Below are 21,426 nucleotides of genomic sequence, written 5' to 3'. Positions count from 1 at the left end.
CTTAAGGAAAATTAGTGTCCGACATACTGGAAGTCACCATCTCCCATCTTGCTACTCAGGGAGATGGTGCCGCGCGGCTCCCTGACGGACATACCGTCTTTGTTGCAGGGACTCTCCCCGGTGAGCAGGTCCGTATCCGCATCCAACCCAATGGGCGCGGCCAACTGGTTGAGATTGTAACGCCCTCCCCCCATAGAACGACCCCGCTGTGCCCATTGTTCGAACGCTGCGGTGGCTGCACCTTGCAGTATATGGACCAGTCCTCCCTTCTGGCATGGAAGACCGGACTGGTCAGCCACGCACTGGAAAAAGCCGGGTTTGACATCCCACAGGACATAACCGGCTTTCAGGCCCCCCCGCACAGCCGCCGCCGGGCCGATCTGGCAGTACGCCGGACAGAACAGGGCATTGTGATTGGCCTGCATGCCAAGGGTAGTCAGGACGTCACGGACATGACCAGTTGCGAAGTGCTGCACCCGGCCATTGTATCCAGCCTGCCTGCGTTGCGCGCCACCTTGCGCACCCTGAACGCCGTACACAAAACGGCTGACCTGCACATTAATCTGCTGGATTCGGGGCTGGATATTCTACTCAGTACCGATTCTCCCCTCATCGCCACGGATCGGCAGCGCCTGACAGCGCTGGCAGAAGAGCTGGATATTCCCCGCATAAGCTGGCAGCGCCTGAAAGCAATAACCCCGTATGAAACGGCGGTACAGCGTGCCCCTGTTTACCAGACCATTGCCGGGCACCGGCTTACACCTCCTCCCGGTGCCTTTTTGCAGGCAACAGCCCAGAGCGAAACAGCCATTCAGCAAGCCGTGCTGGAGGCATTACCTGCACGCCTTGGCAAACGTGCCAGCCTGATTGAACTGTATGCCGGGTGCGGTACGCTCACCCTACCTTTGGGGGACCGATGCCAGGTACAGGCTTACGAAGGGTACGAACCCGCTCTGGCTGCTCTTAAAAGTGTCGGCAAATCCCGTATTACCCCCATCTGCCGCGACCTGAACCGCCAACCCATTATGGGCAAGGATCTGGGTAAGGCAGACGTGGTTGTGCTGGACCCGCCCCATGCGGGAGCAAAGCTGCAAATGCGCCAGATTACTCTGGGCAAGCCAGACTACGTCATTTACGTCAGTTGCAACCCGACCGCGTTAAGCAACGATACGAGCCTTCTGGCACAGGCCGGTTACAAGCTGGAGACGGTTTCGGTCATTGACCAGTTCTTGTGGTCGCCCGAAACCGAAGCCGTATGCCGTTTTAAACGTGAAAGCTCTCGCCGCAGCCGCAACGCCCTTTCTCATTAGGGTTGATGAACACAAACCCTTCCTCCAGATCGGTTTCACGGTAATCCATCTGTGTCCCGATCAGGAAGAGTGTGGCCTTGCGGTCCACCAGCAGAGTCAGGCCATGGTCTTTGACAACCTCGTCCCCCTCCCCGCTCTGTGTCACAAACTCCATGTCATAAGCTTTGCCCGAGCAGCCTTTGGTAGAAACAGAAATACGCAGCAACTCGCCCGCGTGAGCCGTGGCATACAGATACCGCAGACGTGAGGCTGCGGTATCTGTCAGTCGCATAAGAGGGGGCAGTTCCCTTCTGGTTGATGAAATGGCCTCAGTCTGGGACATAACACTCCATCCTTTCCGTTAGAACATATTCAGGGCCAGCCGGGCTTCATCGCTCATACGCGACATATCCCACGGCGGATCCCATACGACTTCCACTTCGGCCGATTGAACCCCGGGCACTTTTTCCACCGCATCCTTGACCTGAATGGGCAGTTCCTGTGCGCTAGGGCAATTTGGGGCGGTCAGTGTCATTTCAATCCGCACGCGCCCGTCGTCATACAGATCAATGGCGTAGATCAGCCCCAGTTCGTAGATATTAACCGGGATTTCCGGGTCATGCACGGTGGCTATGGCTTCTATGACCGCATCTTCGGATGCCGGACCTGCCACCTTGCTTTCCCCTTCCTGATGAATGGCTTCACCATCAGGGGTCCAGCCTTCCACCTTGGCGGTAGCGCCCGCGGCCTGATCGTGCTCCGCATGCAGAACAGTTTCTAGCGGCATATCCTGTGGCGGCGTTACTGCCGGTGTTTGCGCCTGAACGCCTTCTTCAACCATCGACATGAGAAAAAGCCTCCTTCAGCGCAATCCAGGGCAGTTCTGCGCAGCGTATTCTTGCTTTATGGGAGCGCAATGGAGCAAAAACCTCCAGCGTGCCCAACGGGTCTGGCTGGCCATCCACCACCGGAAGCGATGGTAGGCCTACCAGCATGGCCGTGAATCGGTCCGACACCTCAAGTGCCTGGGCCACAGTACCCCCGCGCACATGCTCGGCCATAAGGTCCGCAGCCGCAGCACAAATGGCGCATCCGCGCGTGTTGTGCCTGATTTCCTGAATATGATGCCCGTTGAGCGCAATATCCAGATGTGTTTTGTCCCCACATAATGGGTTGCGACCATCACCCTGCACGCATGGCGTGCTCAGCCGACCGGCATAAAGGGGAGCGCGGGCACGCTCCATGATCAGCCTGTCATACAGGGCATCGCGCTCTGCGGTAGTGGTGTTCACACAAAAAAGTCCCGTATCCGCACCAGTGTATCCGCCAGCACGTCTATTTCTTCCTTCTGGGTGTAAATGCCAAAACTTGCACGGGCCGTAGCACTCAGGCCCAGACGGCGCATCAGCGGCTCGGCGCAATGGTGTCCGGCACGTATGGCAATGCCGTTACGGTCGAGCAGTGTTGCAATATCGTGTGGGTGCACATCGGCCATGGTAAAGGACACAACCCCACCGCGCACACGCGGACGGCCCACAATGCTCAGCCCCGGTACGGTCTCAAGCCGCGCAAGCGCATGGGCGGTCAGTTCCGCTTCATGTGCGGCAATTGCCTCAAACCCGATCCTGCTCACCCAGTCTATGGCTGCGCCCAGGCCAATGGTTTCCACAATCGCCGGTGTTCCCGCCTCAAACTTGTGGGGACAATTGGCCCATGTGGAGCGTTCAAATGTAACGGTTGAGATCATATCCCCCCCACCAAGGAAGGGAGGCATCTGTTCCAGCAGGTCACGCCGCGCCCACAGAACACCTATGCCGGTCGGCCCGTACAGCTTGTGGCCGGTAAAAGTATAAAAATCTGCCCCCAGTTCCTGCACGTCCGTTTTATGGTGTACAACGGACTGACTGCCATCGAACAGCACCAGCGCACCAGCCGCATGGGCTATATCCGCTATCTGCTTTGCTGGCGTTATGGTGCCCAGCACGTTGGACATATGCGTAATGGACACAAGTGCAACCTTGCCATCTGCCAGCAGGGCCCTGTACGCGTCCATATCCAGATCACCCTCATCGGTGATCGGGGCGACACGCAGTTCAATGCCAGCCCGGTCACGGAGCATCTGCCAGGGCACGAGGTTGGCATGATGCTCCATCTGGGAGATCAGAACCGCCTGACCAGGTTTGAGCAGCGCGCCAAAGGAATGGGCCACCAGATTGATGGCCTCCGTGCTGTTACGGGTAAACACGATTTCCTCGCGCGAGGGCGCGTTGAGGAAGTCGGCCACCAGATCACGCACACCTTCATACGCCTCGGTCGTGCGTTCACTCATCCAGTGCAGGCCACGGTGGATGTTGGCGTACTGGTGCCGCATGGTATGCGCCATGCTGTCGATCACGGCATTGGGCTTCTGGGCCGAAGCCGCACTGTCGAGAAAAACCAGCGGGCGGTCATGCACCTTTTCCCCCAGAATGGGGAATTGCTGACGAATGGCGTGTACGTCCAACTGTGCTGCTGTGTGTGTCGCCGGGGTATGCGTGTTCATGCGCCTTCTCCCCTGCCAGCAAACCGCGCCGCCATAACCGCACGGCAGAAGGCCTGTGCCGTTGCATCTTCCACAAGGGCGATGGTTTCATCCAGAAAGGCGTCAATCAGCATCTGGCAGGCTTCATGCTTGGGTATGCCACGGCTGCGCAGATAAAAAAGCTGGTCATCATCCAGCGCACCAACGGTCGCCCCGTGGCTGCACCGCACGTCATCGGCATAGATTTCGAGTTCGGGCTTGGCATCTATCTCTGCATAGGGGGAGAGGAGCAGAGCCTGATTCATCTGGTAGCCATCGGTTTTCTGGGCGATACGCTCAACCAGCACCTTACCCTGAAAAACACCGCGCGCATGGCCGTCCAGCACATTGCGCACCGTCTGGCGCGATGTGCAGTCTGATGCCGCGTGGGTAATAATGCTGGTAATATCCCCCACCTGCTGCCCGGTCAGCCGCTGCGCGCCGTTCACATGCACAACACCACGGGTTGCCGCCAGACGGGCGTGTACCTCGTGCCGCACAAGCTGGCCACCCAGACCCAGCACAAAGCTGTCATACACGCTCTGGTGGCCAACATGGGCGTACAGGGTGCCAAGGCTAACGGCCTGCTCGCCTTCGGTCTGCAAGGTCAGATGCTCCAGCGTTGCGCCATCTTCCACCCGGATATCCATGACCGGGTTATGAAAATACGCGCCCTGCCCTGCCTGCACGCAGATCAGCCGCAGATGCGATTCCTTTTCCACAACAACCGTATGCCTTGGGTGGAAGGAAAGCGGGTCCGCCCCCCCAACGCCAAGGGAGACGAGCATGACATGCCCCGCATCCACCCCGGCAGGCACACGCAGCACCAGACCATCTTCGGCCAATGCGGTGTTCAGGGCTACCAGCGGATCCCGGTCGGGAGCCGCCTGCAGACCAAACCGGGGAGCTTCCGCGAAAAAAGACAGGTCAACATCATCAGGCAACGCACTATAGGCAGGAGCGTGCCGACCATTGACAAAGACCACCCGTGGCAGGGCCGCCATGGCGGGATGGGCTTGCAATACCCGCTCCAGCAGGGCGCGGACCGTACTGGCCTCCACCTGCATGGGGGGGGCGGCATAGTCCTGCTTGCCCAGAGCGCGCAGGGTTGTGTAGCGCCATGCCTCTACCTTACGGTCAGGCAGGCCTGTTCTGGCCAGAGCCCCGGCGGCAGATTGCCGCTCTGCCCCGACAAGGGTGTTCAGCCGGTTTGCAAAGAGCGCCAACGGGCCAGACATATCTTTGCTCAGTGCGTTCACGCCACCTCCGCCAGAAACTTGGTGTAGCCTTCCTGATCAATCTGACGAGCCAGTTCCGGCCCACCGGACAGGATGATCCGCCCACGGGCCATGACGTGAATACGGTCTGGCACCAGATAATCCAGCAGCTTCTGATGATGGGTAATCACCAGCGCCGAGAATGTGGGAGCCCGCAGGCGGTTCACACCTTCTGCCACAATACGCAGGGCATCCACATCCAGCCCGCTATCTGTTTCATCCAGAATGGCAAAGGTTGGCTGGAGCAGGGTCATCTGCAACACTTCGTTGCGTTTTTTCTCACCACCCGAAAAGCCGACATTCACGTTGCGCTTGAGCATGTCCGGCGCCATGGAAAGAGCTTTGGCTGCCTCGCGCGCCATCTTCAGGAACGCCACCGCATCCAGCTCGTCCAGCCCCCGTGCGCGCCGCACGGCATTAACCGCTGTACGCAGGAAGTTGGCGTTGTTAACACCGGGCAGTTCAATAGGAGACTGAAACGCCAGAAAAAGGCCCGCAGCCGCGCGTTCCTCTGGCTCCATGGCCAGTAAGTCCTGCCCGTGGAAGGTGGCTGTCCCTGCTGTTACCTCGTATTCCTCCCGCCCGGCCAGCACGTAGGAGAGCGTGGATTTACCCGAGCCGTTTGGCCCCATGATCACATGCACTTCACCTGGCGGGATGCTCAGATCCACACCCTGCAGAATCTGCTTTTTCTGCCCATCCGCATCAATCTGCGCGCACAGGCCGGAAATTTCCAAAAACTGGCTCATACTCTGCTCTCCCTTAACCCACGCTGCCTTCAAGGCTGATCTGCAACAGTTTTTGCGCTTCCACGGCAAATTCCATGGGCAGTTCCTTCAGAACGTCACGGCAGAAACCGTTTACGATCAGGCCGACGGCGTCTTCCTCGGACAGGCCACGCTGGCGGCAGTAAAACAGTTGGTCTTCTGAAATCTTGGACGTTGTTGCTTCGTGCTCGATGCGCGCATTCATGTTGCGGCTTTCAATGTAAGGCACGGTATGCGCCCCGCACTGGTCACCAATCAGCAGGCTGTCGCACTGGGTAAAATTGCGCGCGCCAGAAGCCTTGGGCTGCACCCGCACCAAACCGCGATATGTGCTGTCCGACTGACCGGCACTAATGGTCTTGGCAATAATGGTGGAGCGCGTGTTGCGGCCAAGATGGATCATTTTGGTGCCGGTATCGGCCTGCTGGTGGTTATTGGTCACCGCCACGGAATAAAACTCGCCTACCGAGCCTTCACCTTGCAGAATGCAGGAGGGATACTTCCACGTAATGGCCGAACCGGTTTCCACCTGTGTCCAGGAAATTTTGGAACGTGCGCCACGGCATATACCGCGTTTGGTCACAAAGTTATAAATTCCGCCCCGTCCGTTCTCATCCCCCGGGTACCAGTTCTGCACCGTGGAATACTTGATGGAGGCATCATCCATGGCCACGAGTTCGACCACAGCGGCATGGAGCTGGTTTTCATCACGCATGGGGGCCGTACAGCCCTCAAGGTAGGAAACGGAAGCCCCCTCCTCCACCACAATCAGTGTCCGTTCGAACTGCCCGGTGTTTTTGGCGTTGATCCGGAAGTAGGTGGACAGTTCCATAGGGCAGCGCACACCCTTGGGCACGTACACAAACGAACCATCCGTAAACACGGCGGAATTAAGGGCGGAAAAGAAGTTGTCCCCCGCAGGCACCACAGTACCCAGATACCTGCGCACCAGATCAGGGTGTTCCTTGACCGCCTCGGATATCGGGCAGAAAATCACCCCCGCTTCCTCCAGCGTCTTGCGGAAGGTCGTGGCAACGGAAACACTGTCAAACACCGCGTCCACGGCTACGGGCATGCGCTCGCCTTCGGGCACTTCCACCCCGGCCAGCAAAGCCTGTTCGTGCAGGGGAATACCCAGCTTTTCATACGTGCGCAGCAATTCGGGGTCCACCTCGTCCAAGGACTTGGGACCGGGCTTTTTACGCGGCGCCGCGTAGTAATGCGCATCCTGATAATCAATGGGAGGATAGGCGACCTTGGCCCATTTGGGCTCCTTCATGGCCTGCCACGTTTTATAGGCGGCCAGACGCCATTCCAGCATCCACTCCGGCTCCCCCTTGCGGCTGGAAATCAGACGGATAATGTCTTCATTCAGCCCTTTGGGAGCCATATCCATTTCTATATCGGTTTCAAAGCCCCATTTGTACGTGGACTGACCCAGCTTCTCTACGGCTTCGCGCGTTTGTGTAACTGCTGGCATTGTTCAGGCCCCTTCCCGTACTGTGTGGGTCGCGTTGAGCATGTTGATCTGGGGAGGAACCGGGGAGCATGCCTCCTTGGGGCGCATGCTTTCCAGAGAAATTCCCTCCAGTGTTGAGCGTATTGCCGTGTTGATAACATCCCAGCTACCACACAGACCGCAGGACAGGCCGGTATCGCACTCACGGCCGCCAACGCAGGCGGTCAGGGCAATCTGGCCATCAACGGCTGCAATCACACTGGCAACAGACATATCCGCCAAGGACCGGGCCAGACGATAGCCACCTTTTGCGCCACGCTGGGACAACACAAAACCATGCGCCGACAAAACCTTGAGCACCTTGGCAACCGTGGGTTCAGGTACGCCCGTAATGGCGGCAAGAGCTGGGGATGTCACCACACCGTCCTGCTCCCCCAGTTTAACAAGTATGACGATCGCATAGTCCGCCAGACGGGAAAGTTTCAGCATAATCCGGCTTTCACCTAATTAAAGACCTGAATGGTCCTGTTTCGGATACATGGCGACAAGCGCTGCCAACGTCAACCTAAAACGTCCTGTTACAGGCAGCCCGCTCCGAGCTTTCAACGCATATGTGATCTGCGGTTCTCCGCCGGACTGCCTTTAATCCGGACTTACGCCCATTCCCGCCGCACAAGCCCTTCCGTATCTGCTCAAGTGCCATGTGGCCAACCGTTGCCTCGCACGGGCCTCCTCACACAAAAAACTTACTGCGCGTTAATCCCGAATGTCAGCCGGAGAACTGCAAACAGTAACGCCCCGACCGCAAACCCGACCAGTGTGCCGTTAAAACGAATGAACTGCAGGTCCCTGCCCACACGCAACTCCAGCTTTTCTGCAATTTCCATCGCGTTCCAGCCGGATACAACACGGGCAATAAACTCTGCCATCTGGTCCCTTACAAACGGCAGGGCCTTGCCAATTGTGCCGTCAACACGTTCCACAATGCGCTGGCGCAGCACCTCGTCATTTCGCAACTGGCCCGCCATACGCGCCAGTGCATCCCGCAGCAGGCAGGCCGTGCGCCCCTGCGGGTCCTCCACATCCGCTTCCACCATGCGCCGGAAACGCAGCCAGATATCCCCCCACCAACCCACAACGCTTTCGTGCGACAGCACGGAGGTCACTGCCTGCGTAAACTCCCGCCCACGCTCGGGGTCTGTTTCTATCCGGTCGATCTGGAGTCTCACCCAGCTTGTAAAGCCTTCACGCAGGCTGGAATTTTCCGGATCGATTCGGTCCAGTTCCTGTGCTGCGGCACTCAACACCTTGGTGGCAATCGACCCCCCGATGGCCCAACCCAGAATACGCCCCCCCTGCTCCCGCACCCGGTCCTCGATCATATCGCGCAGAGCGCCTTCCTTGGCCTTCAGCCCATCCTTGAGCTGACTGAGGAAGTAGGACAGCACCTCCTGATGCCGGTCATCATCGACCAGGCTGCGCAATGCCTTGGCAATAACGGGGGACAGATCGCTCCCGCCCAGAAGGCCGGGCATAATCCGGCCTATGGCGTTACTGGCCCGGCCATCTTCCAGCCGGTCCAGCAGTTGTGGCATGGAGCGCGCCATAGCCCCCACCACTGCGTCCTGAGTTGCGGGGTCTTCCAGCAGATTGGCAATAAACCCGGGCACATCCACCTTGGCCAGAACACGCTCAACCTCTTTGGCGGTAAACACCTGACTGGCCACGAACCGCCCAAGTGCGCGGGCAAGACGGTCTTTTTGCGCGGGCAGAATGGCAGTGTGCGGAATAGGCAGCCCCAACGGGTGACGGAACAGGGCCACGACCGCAAACCAGTCCGCCACCCCCCCGACAACACCGGCGCGCGCACCAGCGCGGAACATTTCCAGAAAAAAACCATCCTTCACCCAGCCCGCAGCCGGGGCGGCATAACCCAGAGCGGTCATCCCCCCCATAACAACCAGCAACCCGGTGGCTGCATTCTGGTATCGCCGGAGTGTCTGCCGGGCGGCAATGTCTGCTTCCGTGTCAGTATGCGCTGTCATAAAACCATGAATAGCACTCCCCTACCGCCACCCCAAGTGTGCGTGAGGCAGTTGCGCGCAGAAAGCAGACATGAAAAGCTGATAAACAAACCGTTGCCCTAACGTTTTGTTTCTTTTCCGATTCAATCCGCAAGGATATAGAGCGCGCCATGATCACGGATTTTTCTGCCCTTCCCCCCCGCATCGGGAGCGTGCTCGCCTCCATTGCCAACATGTCCTCCACCGGCACCCCGGCGGAAGGCACCAACCCCGTTATGGGCACGGCCCTGCGACTCAGTGAGGCTCTGGAAAGTGAAGCCATCACGTTTGAGGATGTCACCCAGATGGTGCGCACCCTGCGTGATCAGGCTTTCTTAAGCCGCTCACGCCGCCTGCACCGTTATGTGGGAGGTGCTACGCTCGATACCGCACAGGACAAGCTGCGCCATGTTGCAGAGCAGCTTTGCGCCAGCCTGCCTGCGGCTTCCTTTGCGGCCTATAGCCAGCTTGTCTCCTCCATCCGTTTTGCCGCTGTGTTTACGGCTCACCCGACCTTTGCCCTGAGCAACCCGGTATACGAAGCACTGGCCCAGAGTGCTTCGCGCGATATTCCACCCGAAACCGCACCGTTTTTTGCAACGCACCGCCGCAGTGTTCATCCAACGCTGGAGGAAGAGTTCACGCTGGCCGTACAGGCCATTACCCGTGCGCGGGACGCCATAGACCAGCTTAACGCCGCCCTGCTCACCACAGCCAAAAACATCTGGCCACAGGAATGGACCACACTCTCCCCCCGCCCCGTCATTGCCACAAGCTGGGTGGGCTACGATACGGATGGCCGCACGGACATAGGCTGGTGGGATACACTGCGCCTGCGCCTGCGTATGAAGCTGTTCCAGCTCATGCGGCTTGAACACCAGATTGCCCACGAAGGGGTACTGGCCCCCGAACTGACAGAGACACTCCAAAAAGCCATAGACTGCGTAAAAGCCCAGATCAGCGCAGTCCCTAACGGTGCAACGGATGGGCAGGCCGTGGCCCGCTTTGCCGAACTGCTGGTGAATGGCCGCACAACGGCGCTGACCTGCGCATCTGACCTGAACACGCTGTTACAGACCGCCATTGAGAGCGCCCCCCCCTCCGCCCGGTTGCCACTGGCTGTGGCACGCGCCGGATTTATGGCCCATGGTCTTGGGCTGGCGCATACCCATGTTCGGCTGAACGCAAGCCAGATCCATAACTTTGTGCGCCAGAAGCTCAACCTGCTGGATGATCCGACCAACCCGGCCCAGCGCCGCGCCCTGCTTAACCGTGTGAACGAGGCGCTGGAAAGCGTAACCCCCGTCCCGGTAGATTTTGGAGCCCTGCTCAGCGATCCCTCATCGGCGGGGCGGCTGATGATGACAATTGCCCAGATTGTCAAATATGTGGATTCCGATACCCCCGTCCGCTTCCTGATTGCCGAGACCGAAACCGGCTACACCCTGCTGACCGCATTGTGGATAGCCACTTATTTCGGGGTTGCCGACCGCATTGAAATTTCGCCGCTGTTTGAAACAGAAAACGCGCTGGTCAAAGGTGAACATATTGTGGAGGAAGCGCTCCGCTCCCCCATATGGCGCGATTACGTACGCCGCGTTGGGCGGATATGCTTCCAGTTTGGGTATTCAGATTCCGGGCGTTATATCGGCCAGCTCGCCGCTTCCTACCAGATTGAGCGACTGCGGCTGCATATCCATGACCTGCTGGTACGCTGGGATCTGAGCGATGTTGAAGTCGTGTTCTTTGACACGCATGGCGAGAGCATAGGCCGGGGGGCGCACCCCTTCCGCATGGCAGACCGGCTGGACTATCTCTCCCCCGCCCATGTGCGCAAGCGCTTTGAAGGCTCCAGAATCCACTGCCGCGAGGAAACTGCTTTTCAGGGGGGAGATGGCTACCTGCTGTTTGGCAGCCCAGAACTGGCCACCGCCACCATAGCCACCATAGCAGAAAACCTGTTCCTCAGCGACCAGCAGAAAAGCGACCCCATTTACGATCACCCTGATTTTTCGGCGGATTTTTTTTCCAGCGTGATCGACAACATGAAAGAACTGGTCGCGGACCCCGGCTACGCGGCCCTGCTAGGCGCTTTTGGTCCATCCCTGATTGATCGCACCGGCTCCCGCCCGCCCGCGCGGCAAAGTGCGGAGGCCGCAACCCGGAGCCGGATCACACACCCAAGCCAGTTGCGGGCTATCCCCAACAACGCCATTCTCCAGCAGCTTGGCTGGTGCGCCAATACCCTGCAGGGGTTGGGGGCTGCCGCCCAGCGCCACCCGGAAACATTTGAAACACTCAACACCTCCAGCCCCCGCTTCCACCGTGCACTGGACTTTGCCCGCCACGCCCTTGCCTGCTCGGACGACAAGGTGCTCAAGAGCGTTGTGTGCATGCTGGACCCCGGATTCTGGCTGGACCGCGCAACGGAGGAAACATCTCCCAAGCGGCAGAAAGCCTTTCTGGCCCTTATGGGTGGGCTGGAAGGTCTGAACCTGTCTGCGGAACTGCATACCATGTTCCGCCGCATTCAGGCCGACCACCTGGCCCTGCGTGAAGCATGGCACCATGCCCCGCGCACGGAACCACGCATTCGCCTGCTTCACGCGGTCAGAATCATGCTGATCGAGCGCATCTGGCTACTGGCGTGCCGTATTCCCTTCTTTATGCCTCGTGGGGGCTTCAACCATGAGATGATGATGCAGCATATCCTGTGTCTGGATATTCCTACAGTTCTGAAGGAAATGAAATTCATCTTCCCCACAGGTACAGGACCGTCCGATCTGGACTTCCACGAACCACGCGGCCCGCGTGAAGAAGGGATTTATGTGCGTGAACACCGGGACATCTTTACCCCTATGGGCCAGATGTTCGAGCTCCTGCGCGAGATAAGCGTAGCGCTCATGCATGATATTGGTGAGTTTGGCTAACACCCCACACCAAGGCGGCAAACGCACTTCCCTTTGCCGCCAGTCCACCCGACCACTTCAGCCAGAACCATCCCCCCTCTTGAGAACTATCCCTCCCCCCTTGCCGGAGGGTCATGCAGCGTTCAGCAACAAAAAAGCCGCCTCCCCAAAGGGAGACGGCCTTGATGTTTTTCCAACCCGAAGGATGAAAAACTTAGCGGGACTGCGCCATGATTTCGTCTGCCACGTTACGCGGCACCGGATCATAGTGATGGAACTGCATGGTAAAGGATGCACGGCCCTTGGTCATGGAGCGCAGATGGGAAATGTAACCAAACATTTCCTTCAGCGGCACATGCGCACGCACCATAACCGTGGAACCCGAGGTTTCCTGGCTCTGGATCATGCCACGACGGCGGTTAAGATCGCCCACCACGTCACCAACGTGATCGTTCGGGGTGGTCACTTCCACATCCATGATCGGTTCCAGAATAACCGGACCAGCGCTCTTCATACCTTCACGGAAACAGGCCTTTGCAGCGATTTCAAACGCCAGCGCGGACGAGTCAACGTCATGGTATTTGCCGTCAAGCAGGGTGAACTTGAAGTCAACCGTGGGGAAGCCAGCCAGAACACCTGTGGAAGACTGCATGCGGATCCCTTTTTCCACCGCAGGAATGTATTCCTTCGGCACGGTACCACCGACAACCTTGTTCTCGAACGAAATACCTTCGTTCCGTTCAACCGGTTCAAAGGAAATCTTCACTTCAGCAAACTGGCCCGAACCACCAGACTGCTTCTTGTGGGTATAGGTTTCCGTGTGCGGCTTGGAGATGGTTTCGCGGTATGCAACCTGTGGTGCGCCCACGTTTGCCTCCACACCATATTCACGACGCAGACGGTCAATAATAATGTCCAGATGCAGCTCACCCATCCCGGACAGAATGATCTGACCCGTTTCCTGGTCGGTCTTGAGGTGCAGGGAAGGATCTTCACCAGCCAGCTTCTGCAGGGCCAGTGTCATTTTTTCCACTGCATCCTTGGTTTTCGGCTCAACGGAAATATCGATAACCGGAACCGGGAAGGACATACGTTCCAGCACAACCGGATCGGTAGGATCGGCCAGCGTGTCACCTGTCTGGGTGTCTTTCAGCCCCACGAACGCGGCAATATCACCGGCATGCACTTCGCTCAGTTCCACGCGCTTGTCAGCGTGCATCTGATAGATGCGGCCGATACGTTCCTTGTGGCCCTTGGTGGTGTTCAGAACGGTGTCACCGGTCTTGAGAACGCCACGATAGACGCGCACGAAGGTAAGCGTACCGTATTTGTCGTTGATGATCTTGAAGGCCAGACCAGCAAACTTGCCGTTGGGGTCAACCGGCAGAATGGGCTGGGATGCTTCGTCTTCGTCCTCACCTTCGGGGGGAGCGCACCGGATGCCTTCAACGTCGTTAGGAGCGGGCAGGTAGTCAACAATCCCGTCGAGCAGGGGCTGCACGCCCTTGTTCTTGAAGGCCGTACCACACAGAACCGGACGGAACTCACCCGAAATGGTGCCTTTTTTGATGCAGCGCTTCAGGGTTTCAACGGATACGTCACCCTTTTCGAAGTACTCTTCCATGGCTGTTTCATCAACAGCCAGAGCCGTATCCAGCAGGTTCTGGCGTGCTTCGGCAGCCTTTTCCTTCAGGTCGGCGGGAATTTCCTCGTCGTGGAACTTCGCACCCAGTTCACCACCTTCCCAGATGATGGCCTTCATTTCCACCAGATCGACAACGCCGAGGAACTGATCTTCCGCACCGATGGGCAGCTGAAGGGGGATGGCAACGATGTCCAGCTTTTCCTTCAGCGTGTCGAATGCACGGTAGAAGTCTGCGCCGGTACGGTCGAGCTTGTTGATGAAGATGATGCGCGGAACGTTGTAACGGTCAGCCAGACGCCAGTTGGTTTCGGACTGTGGCTGAACACCGGCAACACCTTCGATGATGAACACGGCACCATCAAGCACGCGCAGCGAGCGGTTCACTTCGATGTTGAAATCGATGTGTCCGGGGGTGTCAATGATGTTGATCCGGTGTTCTTGCCAGTCACAGGTCACGGCGGCGGAGGTGATGGTAATACCACGCTCACGTTCCTGGGCCATGTAGTCTGTGGTGGTGTTGCCTTCGTGCACTTCACCAATCTTGTGGGACACGCCGGTGTAGTACAGAATGCGTTCGGTCGTGGTTGTCTTACCCGCGTCAATGTGCGCGGTGATACCGATATTACGTATCTTGGACAGATCAGTTGTGGCGGACACGAAAACCTCCAGAAAACAGGTAAGGCGCGACAGGAACAAACCTTCGCGCCTGTGGCCGCCGAACGCCTTGAACGCCTCCCGAAAATTATTGCCTTCAGGAAGCTGGCTGCCGGACACCGGCCGATAGACAAAAGCGCCTGACAAGAAGTGGCAGGCGCCCGAACCGCAGAAACCGGGTTCTGTCACCCAAGTGGCAGACCCCGGTTCCCACGGAATAGACTAAAGCCCTGAATCAGACGCCTGTGGCAGCCTGCTTCTTGGCCTGCATACGCAGAACGCGACGCTTGATGACCTGTGCTTCCGTGGGGAGCTTGCGGTTAGGCGTACCCAGCAGGAAGGAATCCAGACCACCATTGTGTTCAATGGTGCGCAGGCCGCGTGCGCTGACACGCATACGGACAGCGGAGCCCAGAATTTCAGACGTCAGGGAAGCTTCCTGCAGGTTGGGCAGAAAGCGACGACGGGACTTGTTGTTGGCATGACTGACGTTGTTTCCGGTCAGCACGCCTTTGCCGGTGATCTGGCAACGACGGGACATTGTCTCATCCTTGTCTTAAACAAAAAAGGAACTAGAGGGCCGAGACAAATGCCCGGCGACCACATTCAGGATTGGCGCGGCTTATGACATTAGCCATCGCCTTCAGTCAAGGGTTGAAGCTCAGGCTTTCTCGCTTTCCTCACCACCATCGGCCAGAACGGAGGCGTGAACATCGCCCAGACGCACGCTTTGCGCGGCAGAGTCGAGAATGCGCAGAATGGTTTCCCTGTCCATGCTGCGGGCCATCACACCCAGCGATCCGCCAAGCAGCGCCGAGGCCACAGCCAGTGGCGGGAACTTCTCACTCCGCAAATGGTCAATGGCGTGTTCGATCACCATTGCGCAACGCGCAAGGTCCTCGGGCACTTCGGGGCGCTGCCCTGCGTGTGCTGCATTTTCCGCCTCTGTCGTGGCGTGTGCGTGGGTATCCGCCATGTCTTTTACTCCTTAACGTTCTTTGCAGCATCTGCCGGATTCGGCGTGATGGCAACACCCGACCGGTCAGCTCTCCCCCGTGGCCTGCGCAGCCCACATGGCTGCGTACTGGCCCTGCGCTGCCAGCAACTGCGCATGCGTGCCACGCTCCACCACCAGCCCCTGCCCCATGACCAGAATTTCGTCCGCATCCACAATAGTGGAAAGTCTATGCGCGATCACAAGGGTTGTCCGGTGGGCGGAAACGGTTTTAAGCGCTGCCTGAATTTCTTTTTCCGTATGTGTGTCCAATGCGCTGGTGGCCTCGTCAAGCACAAGAACGCGTGGGTCTTTCAAAATCGTGCGGGCTATGGCCACACGCTGCTTTTCCCCGCCTGAAAGCTTTAGTCCCCGCTCGCCCACATGTGTTTCGTACCCCTCGGGCAAGGTCATGATAAAATCATGGATCTGGGCCAGACGGGCGGCCTCCTCCACCTGCTCGGGAGTGGCCCCCAGACGCCCATAGGCAATGTTGTAGCCTATGCTGTCGTTGAACAGCACGGTGTCCTGCGGGACAACACCTATAGCCGCACGCAGGTCCGCCTGGCGGTACGCCCGCACGTCATGCCCATCCACCATAACTGTTCCGGACCACGTATCGTAAAAACGGAACAGCAGGCGGCTTATGGTGGATTTACCCGCCCCCGTGCTGCCGACAATGGCTACTTTTTGGCCGGGCTGCACGGCAAAGCTGACCCCGTGCAGGATCTCCCGCTCGGGGCGGTAGCCAAAATGCACATCATGGAACGCCACCTGTGCTGGGGCGGAGTCCGCCAGACGTGTGGCAATGGGGAGCGGACTGGCAGGGTCAGCCACTTCCACCACCTCTTCCGTCAGGCTCAGCATGTGTTCCAGATCGACCAGAGCGGTGCGGATACCCGAATACACGGACCCCAGAAAATTAAGCGGGCCATAAAGCTGGAGCAGATAGGTGTTGACCATGACGAACTCACCCACCGTAATGCGCCCTGTCTCCACATCATGCCCACCCAGCAGCATGATAGCGGCAAGAGATATGGCAATAATGGCCGCCTGACCGAAGTTGAGCACCCCGAGCGAATACTGGGTTTTCATGGCGGCTTTTTCGTAGCGGGCCTGTGCGTTGTCATAACGCCGGGCCTCGTGCGCCTCGTTGCCAAAATACTTCACGGTTTCGTAATTCAGCAGACTATCCAGCGCCCGGCCCGACGCTTCGGTGTTGGTGTCGTTCATCCGGCGGCGAATACCCAACCGCCAGGATGTAAAGCGGACCGTAAACACAATATAGGCCGTGATCATAAGCGCGATCATGAGCACATAGGTCCAGTTGAACAGGTGCCAGATCACCCCCATAACCAGCAGAGCCTGCAAAATGGTGGGCGAGAGGGACATGAGCATGCGCAAAAGCGTTTCCACCGCTTCCGTCCCACGCTCTATGGCGCGCGTAACGCCCCCTGTGCGCCTGTCCAGATGAAAACGCAGGGAAAGCCTGTGCATATGCGCAAAACTGCGATAGGCCGCCTGCCGCGCCACGCGGAAGCGCACGGGCGCAAACAGGGAATCCCGCAGGTTGGTCAATGCTCCGGACACCAGACGTACCAGCCCGTAACCCAGAATGAGCAATGCGGGCGCCATGGCCAGACTGTTGGGGTGCACAAACCTGTCCACCACCTTGCTATACACAATGGGCACAGACAGCGTGGCCAGTTCTCCAGCCACAAGGACCACCAGCACCAGCGCCATGCGCCAGCGTAACGTTCTGTTTTCCTGCGGCCACAGGTAGGGCAACAAACGGGCAAAAGTATAGGAAACCGGCCTATTAAGTGGGCCAGACACTGCTCTACGGGGGGACATGCTCCCGGATGTGGCACGTCAGGCAGTTTTTGCAACCCCCCCGCCACCTTGCCATGCCCCTTTTATGCCCCGATAACAGCATTCGTGTCTGGCACAGCAAGAACAGGACCTTTGCCCTTATGCCTTCCCATGCCAACCCGTTCCTCCGCCATCTGACGGACTGCAACACGGCTCCTCTTCCGGGCAGGCGCGTGCCCCTTGCCCTTGGCGGCACGCCTTCTGGCTGGCTGGCTCCCGAATTATTCGCCCGCATGGAGCAGGCGGGCTTTGGCACACCGGGCAAAGGGTTTGACATTCCCCACCCCGAAGGACTGGCAGCACTGGGAGAAGACCTTGCCAGAGAGGGATTTTACAAATCTCACCACGAACTATTTGACGTTTACCCCGACATGGACCAGCCCGTTGTTGGCCGCATAGACCGCGGGGCACTCCCCCTGTTCGGATTTGTGGCAACAGGCGTGCACATGAACGGCCTTGTCCGCAAGGCAGACGGGCTGCACCTGTGGACCGGACGACGGGCAGCCAACAAACGGCTGGACCCTTCCAAACTGGACCATCTGGTGGCTGGCGGCATGCCCGCAGGCCACACCCCGCGCGAAGCACTGGTCAAGGAAGCCGCTGAAGAGGCCAGCATACCCGGCCCACTGGCGGAGCAGGCCGTACAGGCAGGGCGGCTTGTCTATGCCCTGAACCGCCCGGAAGGGCTGCGGCGTGATATTTTATACTGCTACGACCTGTACCTGCCCGAGAGCTTTGAGCCAGCCGCCGCCGATGGGGAGGTGGAAAGCTTTGCCCTGCTTCCACTCAGCGAGGTTTACCGCATTGTGCGGGATACGGATGAGTTCAAGTTCAACGTCAATCTGGTGCTGATTGACCTGTTCCTGCGTACCGGGCTGATTGACCCTGCCAGCCCGCAGGGCATGGAGCTGCGTACCGGGCTGGACAAAGGGTTATCACCCGCCAGCCCGGGCCGGAGCGTGACTTCAGGCTGAGTAGCGGGCGTTAGCACAGGCGGACGCCTCGGCCTCCGCCTCCTTCAGCCCGGCCAGCAGCCGTTCACGGATTTCTTCCAGCCGCTTCCTGTCCGTAATCTTGAGACCGAACAGGTCCTTGACGTAAAACACGTCCACTGCCCGCACACCGTAGGTGGTAATATGGGCAGAGGCGATCTGAAGGTTCTCCCGGCTCATGGCTGCGGTAACGTCATGCAGCAGGCCGGGGCGGTCACGACCGTTGATCTCGATGACCGTATAGGTGTTGGACACACCGTTATCGACCACCACACGCGGGGGAACATGAATGGCCCGCATGCGCAGCGGCATATGGCCAAAGCCAGCTCTGGCAATTTCAGCCCCGATATCGAGCTGCCCGCTCAACCCCTGCTCGATCAGGGATGTCAGGCGAGCCAGACGGTGCGTTTCCTCATACGCCTGCCCCGATGTGTCCTGAATCCAGAACGTATCGAGCGCCATGCCGTGGGTCATGGTATGGATGCGCGCATCCACAATGGAGGCCCCGGCCAGCGCCAGCGCACCCGCGATCTTGGAGAACAGCCCCGGCACGTCCACCGTATAGACCGTAACCTCGGTCACACCCCGCGCAGGCAGAGGCAGAACCTCCACCGTAAGGGGCGCACCACGTGCATCCGCATCACGGATCAGGCGGGCATGACGGCTATGTGTCTCGTAATCGAACGACAGCCAGTACCCCGCGTAACCTAACCCCAGAAAGTGTTCGATATCGCGCTGGGGTACGCCCTCTTCGCCCAGAATTTCGGCGGTTACATCCTTGGCATGGCGCACACGCACATCGCGCTCGGTAGTGGACAGGCCTCCGGCCAGGACTTCCGCCACACGCAGGTACAGCTCCCGCAGCAATGTTGCCTTCCACGCATTCCACACGCGTGAGCTTACCGCGCGCATGTCCACAATGGTCAGCAGCAGCAGCAGACGCAGCCGCTCGGGAGACTGCACGATATCCGCAACGTCCAGAATGGTTTTGGGGTCGTCAATATCGCGCTGGAAGGCCGTATGGCTGAGCAGAAGGTGGTGCAGTACCAACCATGAAACAGTTTCCGTCTCTTCCCCCGACATGCCAAGACGGGGGCAGAGTTCGGCTGCGATTTCAGCCCCGATTTCCGAATGGTCCCCGCCGCGTCCCTTGGCCACATCATGCAGGAGTACGGCCATATACAGTGCGCGGCGCGAATGCAGGCCCCTGATCAGTTCATACGCAATGGGGATTTCGTCCGCCATGCGCCCGACGGCCACTTCGTCCAGAATGCGAATGGCTTCTACCGTATGCTCATCCACCGTGAACACATGGTAGGTATCAAACTGCATCTGCCCGACAATACGCGCCCAGTCGGGAATAAGACGCCCAAAAATCCCTGTCTCGTTCAGGATATGGAGCCAGTAGGAATGGCCCGATGGAGGATGGCTGCCATAAGCGGCGGAATAGACCGGTGAGTTTTCCTCCGTAGGGGCTGGAGGAGGCAGGGCACCCCCACGCCTGCGCGGGCGCTGTTCTTCTTCTGCCATGTCTCCACATAGCAGGTCGAGAAAGATGCGCGCGGCCTCGGGATTGTCACGCAGGGTAATGGCCCGGCGCTCCCACCGGATGAGCTGGTGCCGCGCCAACGGGTGCAGCGGGCGGCGTCGCAGACGTGCCCAGTCCAGAATCTGCATCATTTTAATGGGGTCCTGATTAAAGGACACACCACGATCGGGTAAAATCTGCCCGTCAAGCAGGGTAAAACCTGCCTCACGCATGGCGTCATCCGGTTTGGCGGCATTGGCCACCGGGCCTTGCGCCTGCCGCAGCACAGCGGGTTCGAGCACATGGGTCAGGCGCATGACTTCCCGCGCGGTCAGGAAGTAGTGGCGCATAAACCGCTCCACCCCGTTCTGGCGGCCGTGGCGGGTGTAGCCCATACGCGCGCCAATAACGGGCTGCATGTCAAACGTCAGACGTTCTTCGGCACGTCCAGCCACGTAATGCAGGTGCAGGCGCACGGTCCACAAAAAGTCCCACGACCGGCGGGCGCGGGCGGCTTCCTGCTCGGTCAGCAGGCCCATCCATATAAATTCGGGGGCCAGCAGATCGCGCACATGGCGGGTGCCAAAGGTATTGCGGCACATCCAGTACAGGGTTTGCAGGTCCCGCAGACCGCCCCGACCCTCCTTGATGTTGGGTTCGACCAGATAGGGGCTATCTCCAAATTTGCGATGCCGTTCCAGCCGTTCCCGCCGTTTGTCATGGATGAAACCCGCAGCCCCCGCCTCCACGCAGGAGAGGATGTAGCGAGCTTCGAACATGGCGAACAGAGCCATATCCCCTTCCAGCAGACGCGCGTCCAGCAGAGCGGTACGGACCGTTGTATCCTTGGCTGCCTCGGCAATACATTCATCTATCGTACGCGTGGCGTGGCCGACCTTGACCCCCAGATCCCATAAAAAATACAGAACATATTCCACAACGGGATGCGCACGCTCACCCGCGTCCTGCGCGATCAGGAACAGCAGGTCAATATCACTGAACGGGGCCAGCAGCCCGCGCCCGTAGCCCCCTGTTGCCGCAACGGCAAACCCCGAACGCCCCCCGACGGCGGATGGTGCATCCACCAGAGTGGCCCGCACGGCCAGATCCACAATGGCGCGCAGCATGACATCGGCAAAGGTGGCAAGGGTCTTGGCTGCTGCCGCCCCCTTGAGTTGGTACTGCTCAAAGCGCTTGCGGACATCCGCCTGATAACGCCCCAGATGCCGCCGGAAAATGGCCACGGCTTCATCCCGTGGCGGAATGGCCGCATCATCTGGTGTGGCGTCCCGCAACTCCCGCGTCAGGCATGCGGCAAGGGCTTCTGGCGTCAGGGTCGCCAGAACGGACATGTCGGTCTGCTGCCGGGCGGCAGCCTGTGCGGAAGAGGTGGGCATAGGGTTACGGGTTCAGCTCC

General features: G+C 59.0%; 17 protein-coding genes. 3 read left to right on the top strand and 14 right to left on the bottom strand.

Annotation, left to right across the window (positions count from 1 at the left end; genetic code table 11):
* Positions 1 to 14 precede the first annotated feature (14 nt).
* A complete protein-coding gene (gene rlmD, locus PY793_RS05365; RefSeq protein WP_275177056.1) occupies positions 15 to 1,310 on the top strand; it encodes a 23S rRNA (uracil(1939)-C(5))-methyltransferase RlmD in 1,296 nt (431 codons plus the stop codon).
* Here rlmD and PY793_RS05360 read toward each other — a convergent pair.
* The 9 genes from PY793_RS05360 to PY793_RS05320 all read right to left on the bottom strand — a co-directional run bounded on the left by PY793_RS05360 (position 1,264) and on the right by PY793_RS05320 (position 9,397).
* A complete protein-coding gene (locus PY793_RS05360) occupies positions 1,264 to 1,632 on the bottom strand; it encodes a HesB/IscA family protein (RefSeq protein WP_275177055.1) in 369 nt (122 codons plus the stop codon). The genes rlmD and PY793_RS05360 overlap by 47 nt on opposite strands.
* Positions 1,633 to 1,650: 18 nt before the next feature.
* Positions 1,651 to 2,076 carry an SUF system Fe-S cluster assembly protein gene (locus tag PY793_RS05355; RefSeq protein ID WP_275177124.1) on the bottom strand — a complete coding sequence of 142 codons (426 nt, stop codon included), beginning with the start codon at positions 2,074 to 2,076 and terminating at the stop codon, positions 1,651 to 1,653.
* 46 nt (positions 2,077 to 2,122) lie between these two features.
* The gene (gene sufU / locus PY793_RS05350; protein WP_275177054.1) at positions 2,123 to 2,581 is read right to left on the bottom strand and encodes a Fe-S cluster assembly sulfur transfer protein SufU; all 459 of its coding nucleotides are present in this window, start codon (positions 2,579 to 2,581) and stop codon (positions 2,123 to 2,125) included.
* Complete coding sequence (locus PY793_RS05345) at positions 2,578 to 3,831, bottom strand: cysteine desulfurase (protein ID WP_275177053.1); 1,254 nt, start codon at positions 3,829 to 3,831, stop codon at positions 2,578 to 2,580. The genes sufU and PY793_RS05345 overlap by 4 nt, the downstream gene beginning before the upstream one ends.
* Positions 3,828 to 5,087: a Fe-S cluster assembly protein SufD gene (sufD, locus tag PY793_RS05340; protein WP_408744668.1), complete on the bottom strand. Its 1,260-nt coding sequence runs from the start codon at positions 5,085 to 5,087 to the stop codon at positions 3,828 to 3,830. The genes PY793_RS05345 and sufD overlap by 4 nt, the downstream gene beginning before the upstream one ends.
* A gap of 17 nt (positions 5,088 to 5,104) precedes the next feature.
* Positions 5,105 to 5,875 carry a Fe-S cluster assembly ATPase SufC gene (gene sufC, locus PY793_RS05335; protein ID WP_275177051.1) on the bottom strand — a complete coding sequence of 257 codons (771 nt, stop codon included), beginning with the start codon at positions 5,873 to 5,875 and terminating at the stop codon, positions 5,105 to 5,107.
* A 13-nt stretch (positions 5,876 to 5,888) separates the two neighbouring features.
* Entirely contained in the window at positions 5,889 to 7,373 is a 1,485-nt protein-coding gene (sufB, locus tag PY793_RS05330; RefSeq protein WP_275177050.1) for a Fe-S cluster assembly protein SufB, read from the bottom strand.
* A 3-nt stretch (positions 7,374 to 7,376) separates the two neighbouring features.
* Complete coding sequence (locus PY793_RS05325) at positions 7,377 to 7,841, bottom strand: SUF system Fe-S cluster assembly regulator (RefSeq protein ID WP_275177049.1); 465 nt, start codon at positions 7,839 to 7,841, stop codon at positions 7,377 to 7,379.
* Positions 7,842 to 8,098: 257 nt separating this feature from the next.
* The gene (locus tag PY793_RS05320; protein WP_275177048.1) at positions 8,099 to 9,397 is read right to left on the bottom strand and encodes a DUF445 domain-containing protein; all 1,299 of its coding nucleotides are present in this window, start codon (positions 9,395 to 9,397) and stop codon (positions 8,099 to 8,101) included.
* Between the two features lie 149 nt (positions 9,398 to 9,546).
* Between PY793_RS05320 and PY793_RS05315 the strand changes: the two genes are divergently transcribed.
* Positions 9,547 to 12,345, top strand: a complete 2,799-nt coding sequence (locus PY793_RS05315; protein WP_275177047.1) for a phosphoenolpyruvate carboxylase — start codon at positions 9,547 to 9,549, stop codon at positions 12,343 to 12,345.
* 193 nt (positions 12,346 to 12,538) lie between these two features.
* Here PY793_RS05315 and fusA read toward each other — a convergent pair whose 3' ends face one another.
* From fusA to PY793_RS05295, 4 genes are all read right to left on the bottom strand, one after another.
* On the bottom strand, positions 12,539 to 14,626 hold the full coding sequence (gene fusA, locus PY793_RS05310; protein ID WP_275177123.1) for an elongation factor G: 2,088 nt from the start codon (positions 14,624 to 14,626) through the stop codon (positions 12,539 to 12,541).
* Between the two features lie 232 nt (positions 14,627 to 14,858).
* Complete coding sequence (gene rpmB, locus PY793_RS05305; protein ID WP_275177046.1) at positions 14,859 to 15,164, bottom strand: 50S ribosomal protein L28; 306 nt, start codon at positions 15,162 to 15,164, stop codon at positions 14,859 to 14,861.
* Positions 15,165 to 15,284: 120 nt separating this feature from the next.
* Entirely contained in the window at positions 15,285 to 15,599 is a 315-nt protein-coding gene (locus tag PY793_RS05300) for a hypothetical protein (protein WP_275177045.1), read from the bottom strand.
* Between the two features lie 66 nt (positions 15,600 to 15,665).
* Positions 15,666 to 17,408 (bottom strand): ABCB family ABC transporter ATP-binding protein/permease, encoded by a 1,743-nt coding sequence (locus PY793_RS05295; protein WP_275177122.1) that lies wholly within the window; start codon positions 17,406 to 17,408, stop codon positions 15,666 to 15,668.
* A 182-nt stretch (positions 17,409 to 17,590) separates the two neighbouring features.
* On the opposite strand from PY793_RS05295, the gene PY793_RS05290 reads away from it, so the two are divergent.
* Positions 17,591 to 18,463, top strand: a complete 873-nt coding sequence (locus tag PY793_RS05290; RefSeq protein WP_275177044.1) for an NUDIX hydrolase — start codon at positions 17,591 to 17,593, stop codon at positions 18,461 to 18,463.
* Here PY793_RS05290 and PY793_RS05285 read toward each other — a convergent pair.
* Complete coding sequence (locus tag PY793_RS05285) at positions 18,455 to 21,406, bottom strand: [protein-PII] uridylyltransferase (protein ID WP_275177043.1); 2,952 nt, start codon at positions 21,404 to 21,406, stop codon at positions 18,455 to 18,457. The genes PY793_RS05290 and PY793_RS05285 overlap by 9 nt on opposite strands.
* Positions 21,407 to 21,426 lie beyond the last annotated feature (20 nt).

Source organism: Acetobacter fabarum (genome assembly GCF_029069195.1).
GTDB lineage: Bacteria > Pseudomonadota > Alphaproteobacteria > Acetobacterales > Acetobacteraceae > Acetobacter > Acetobacter fabarum_A.
Note: the sequence above shows the minus strand (reverse complement) of the source record. Positions and strands in the feature narration are given on the sequence as shown.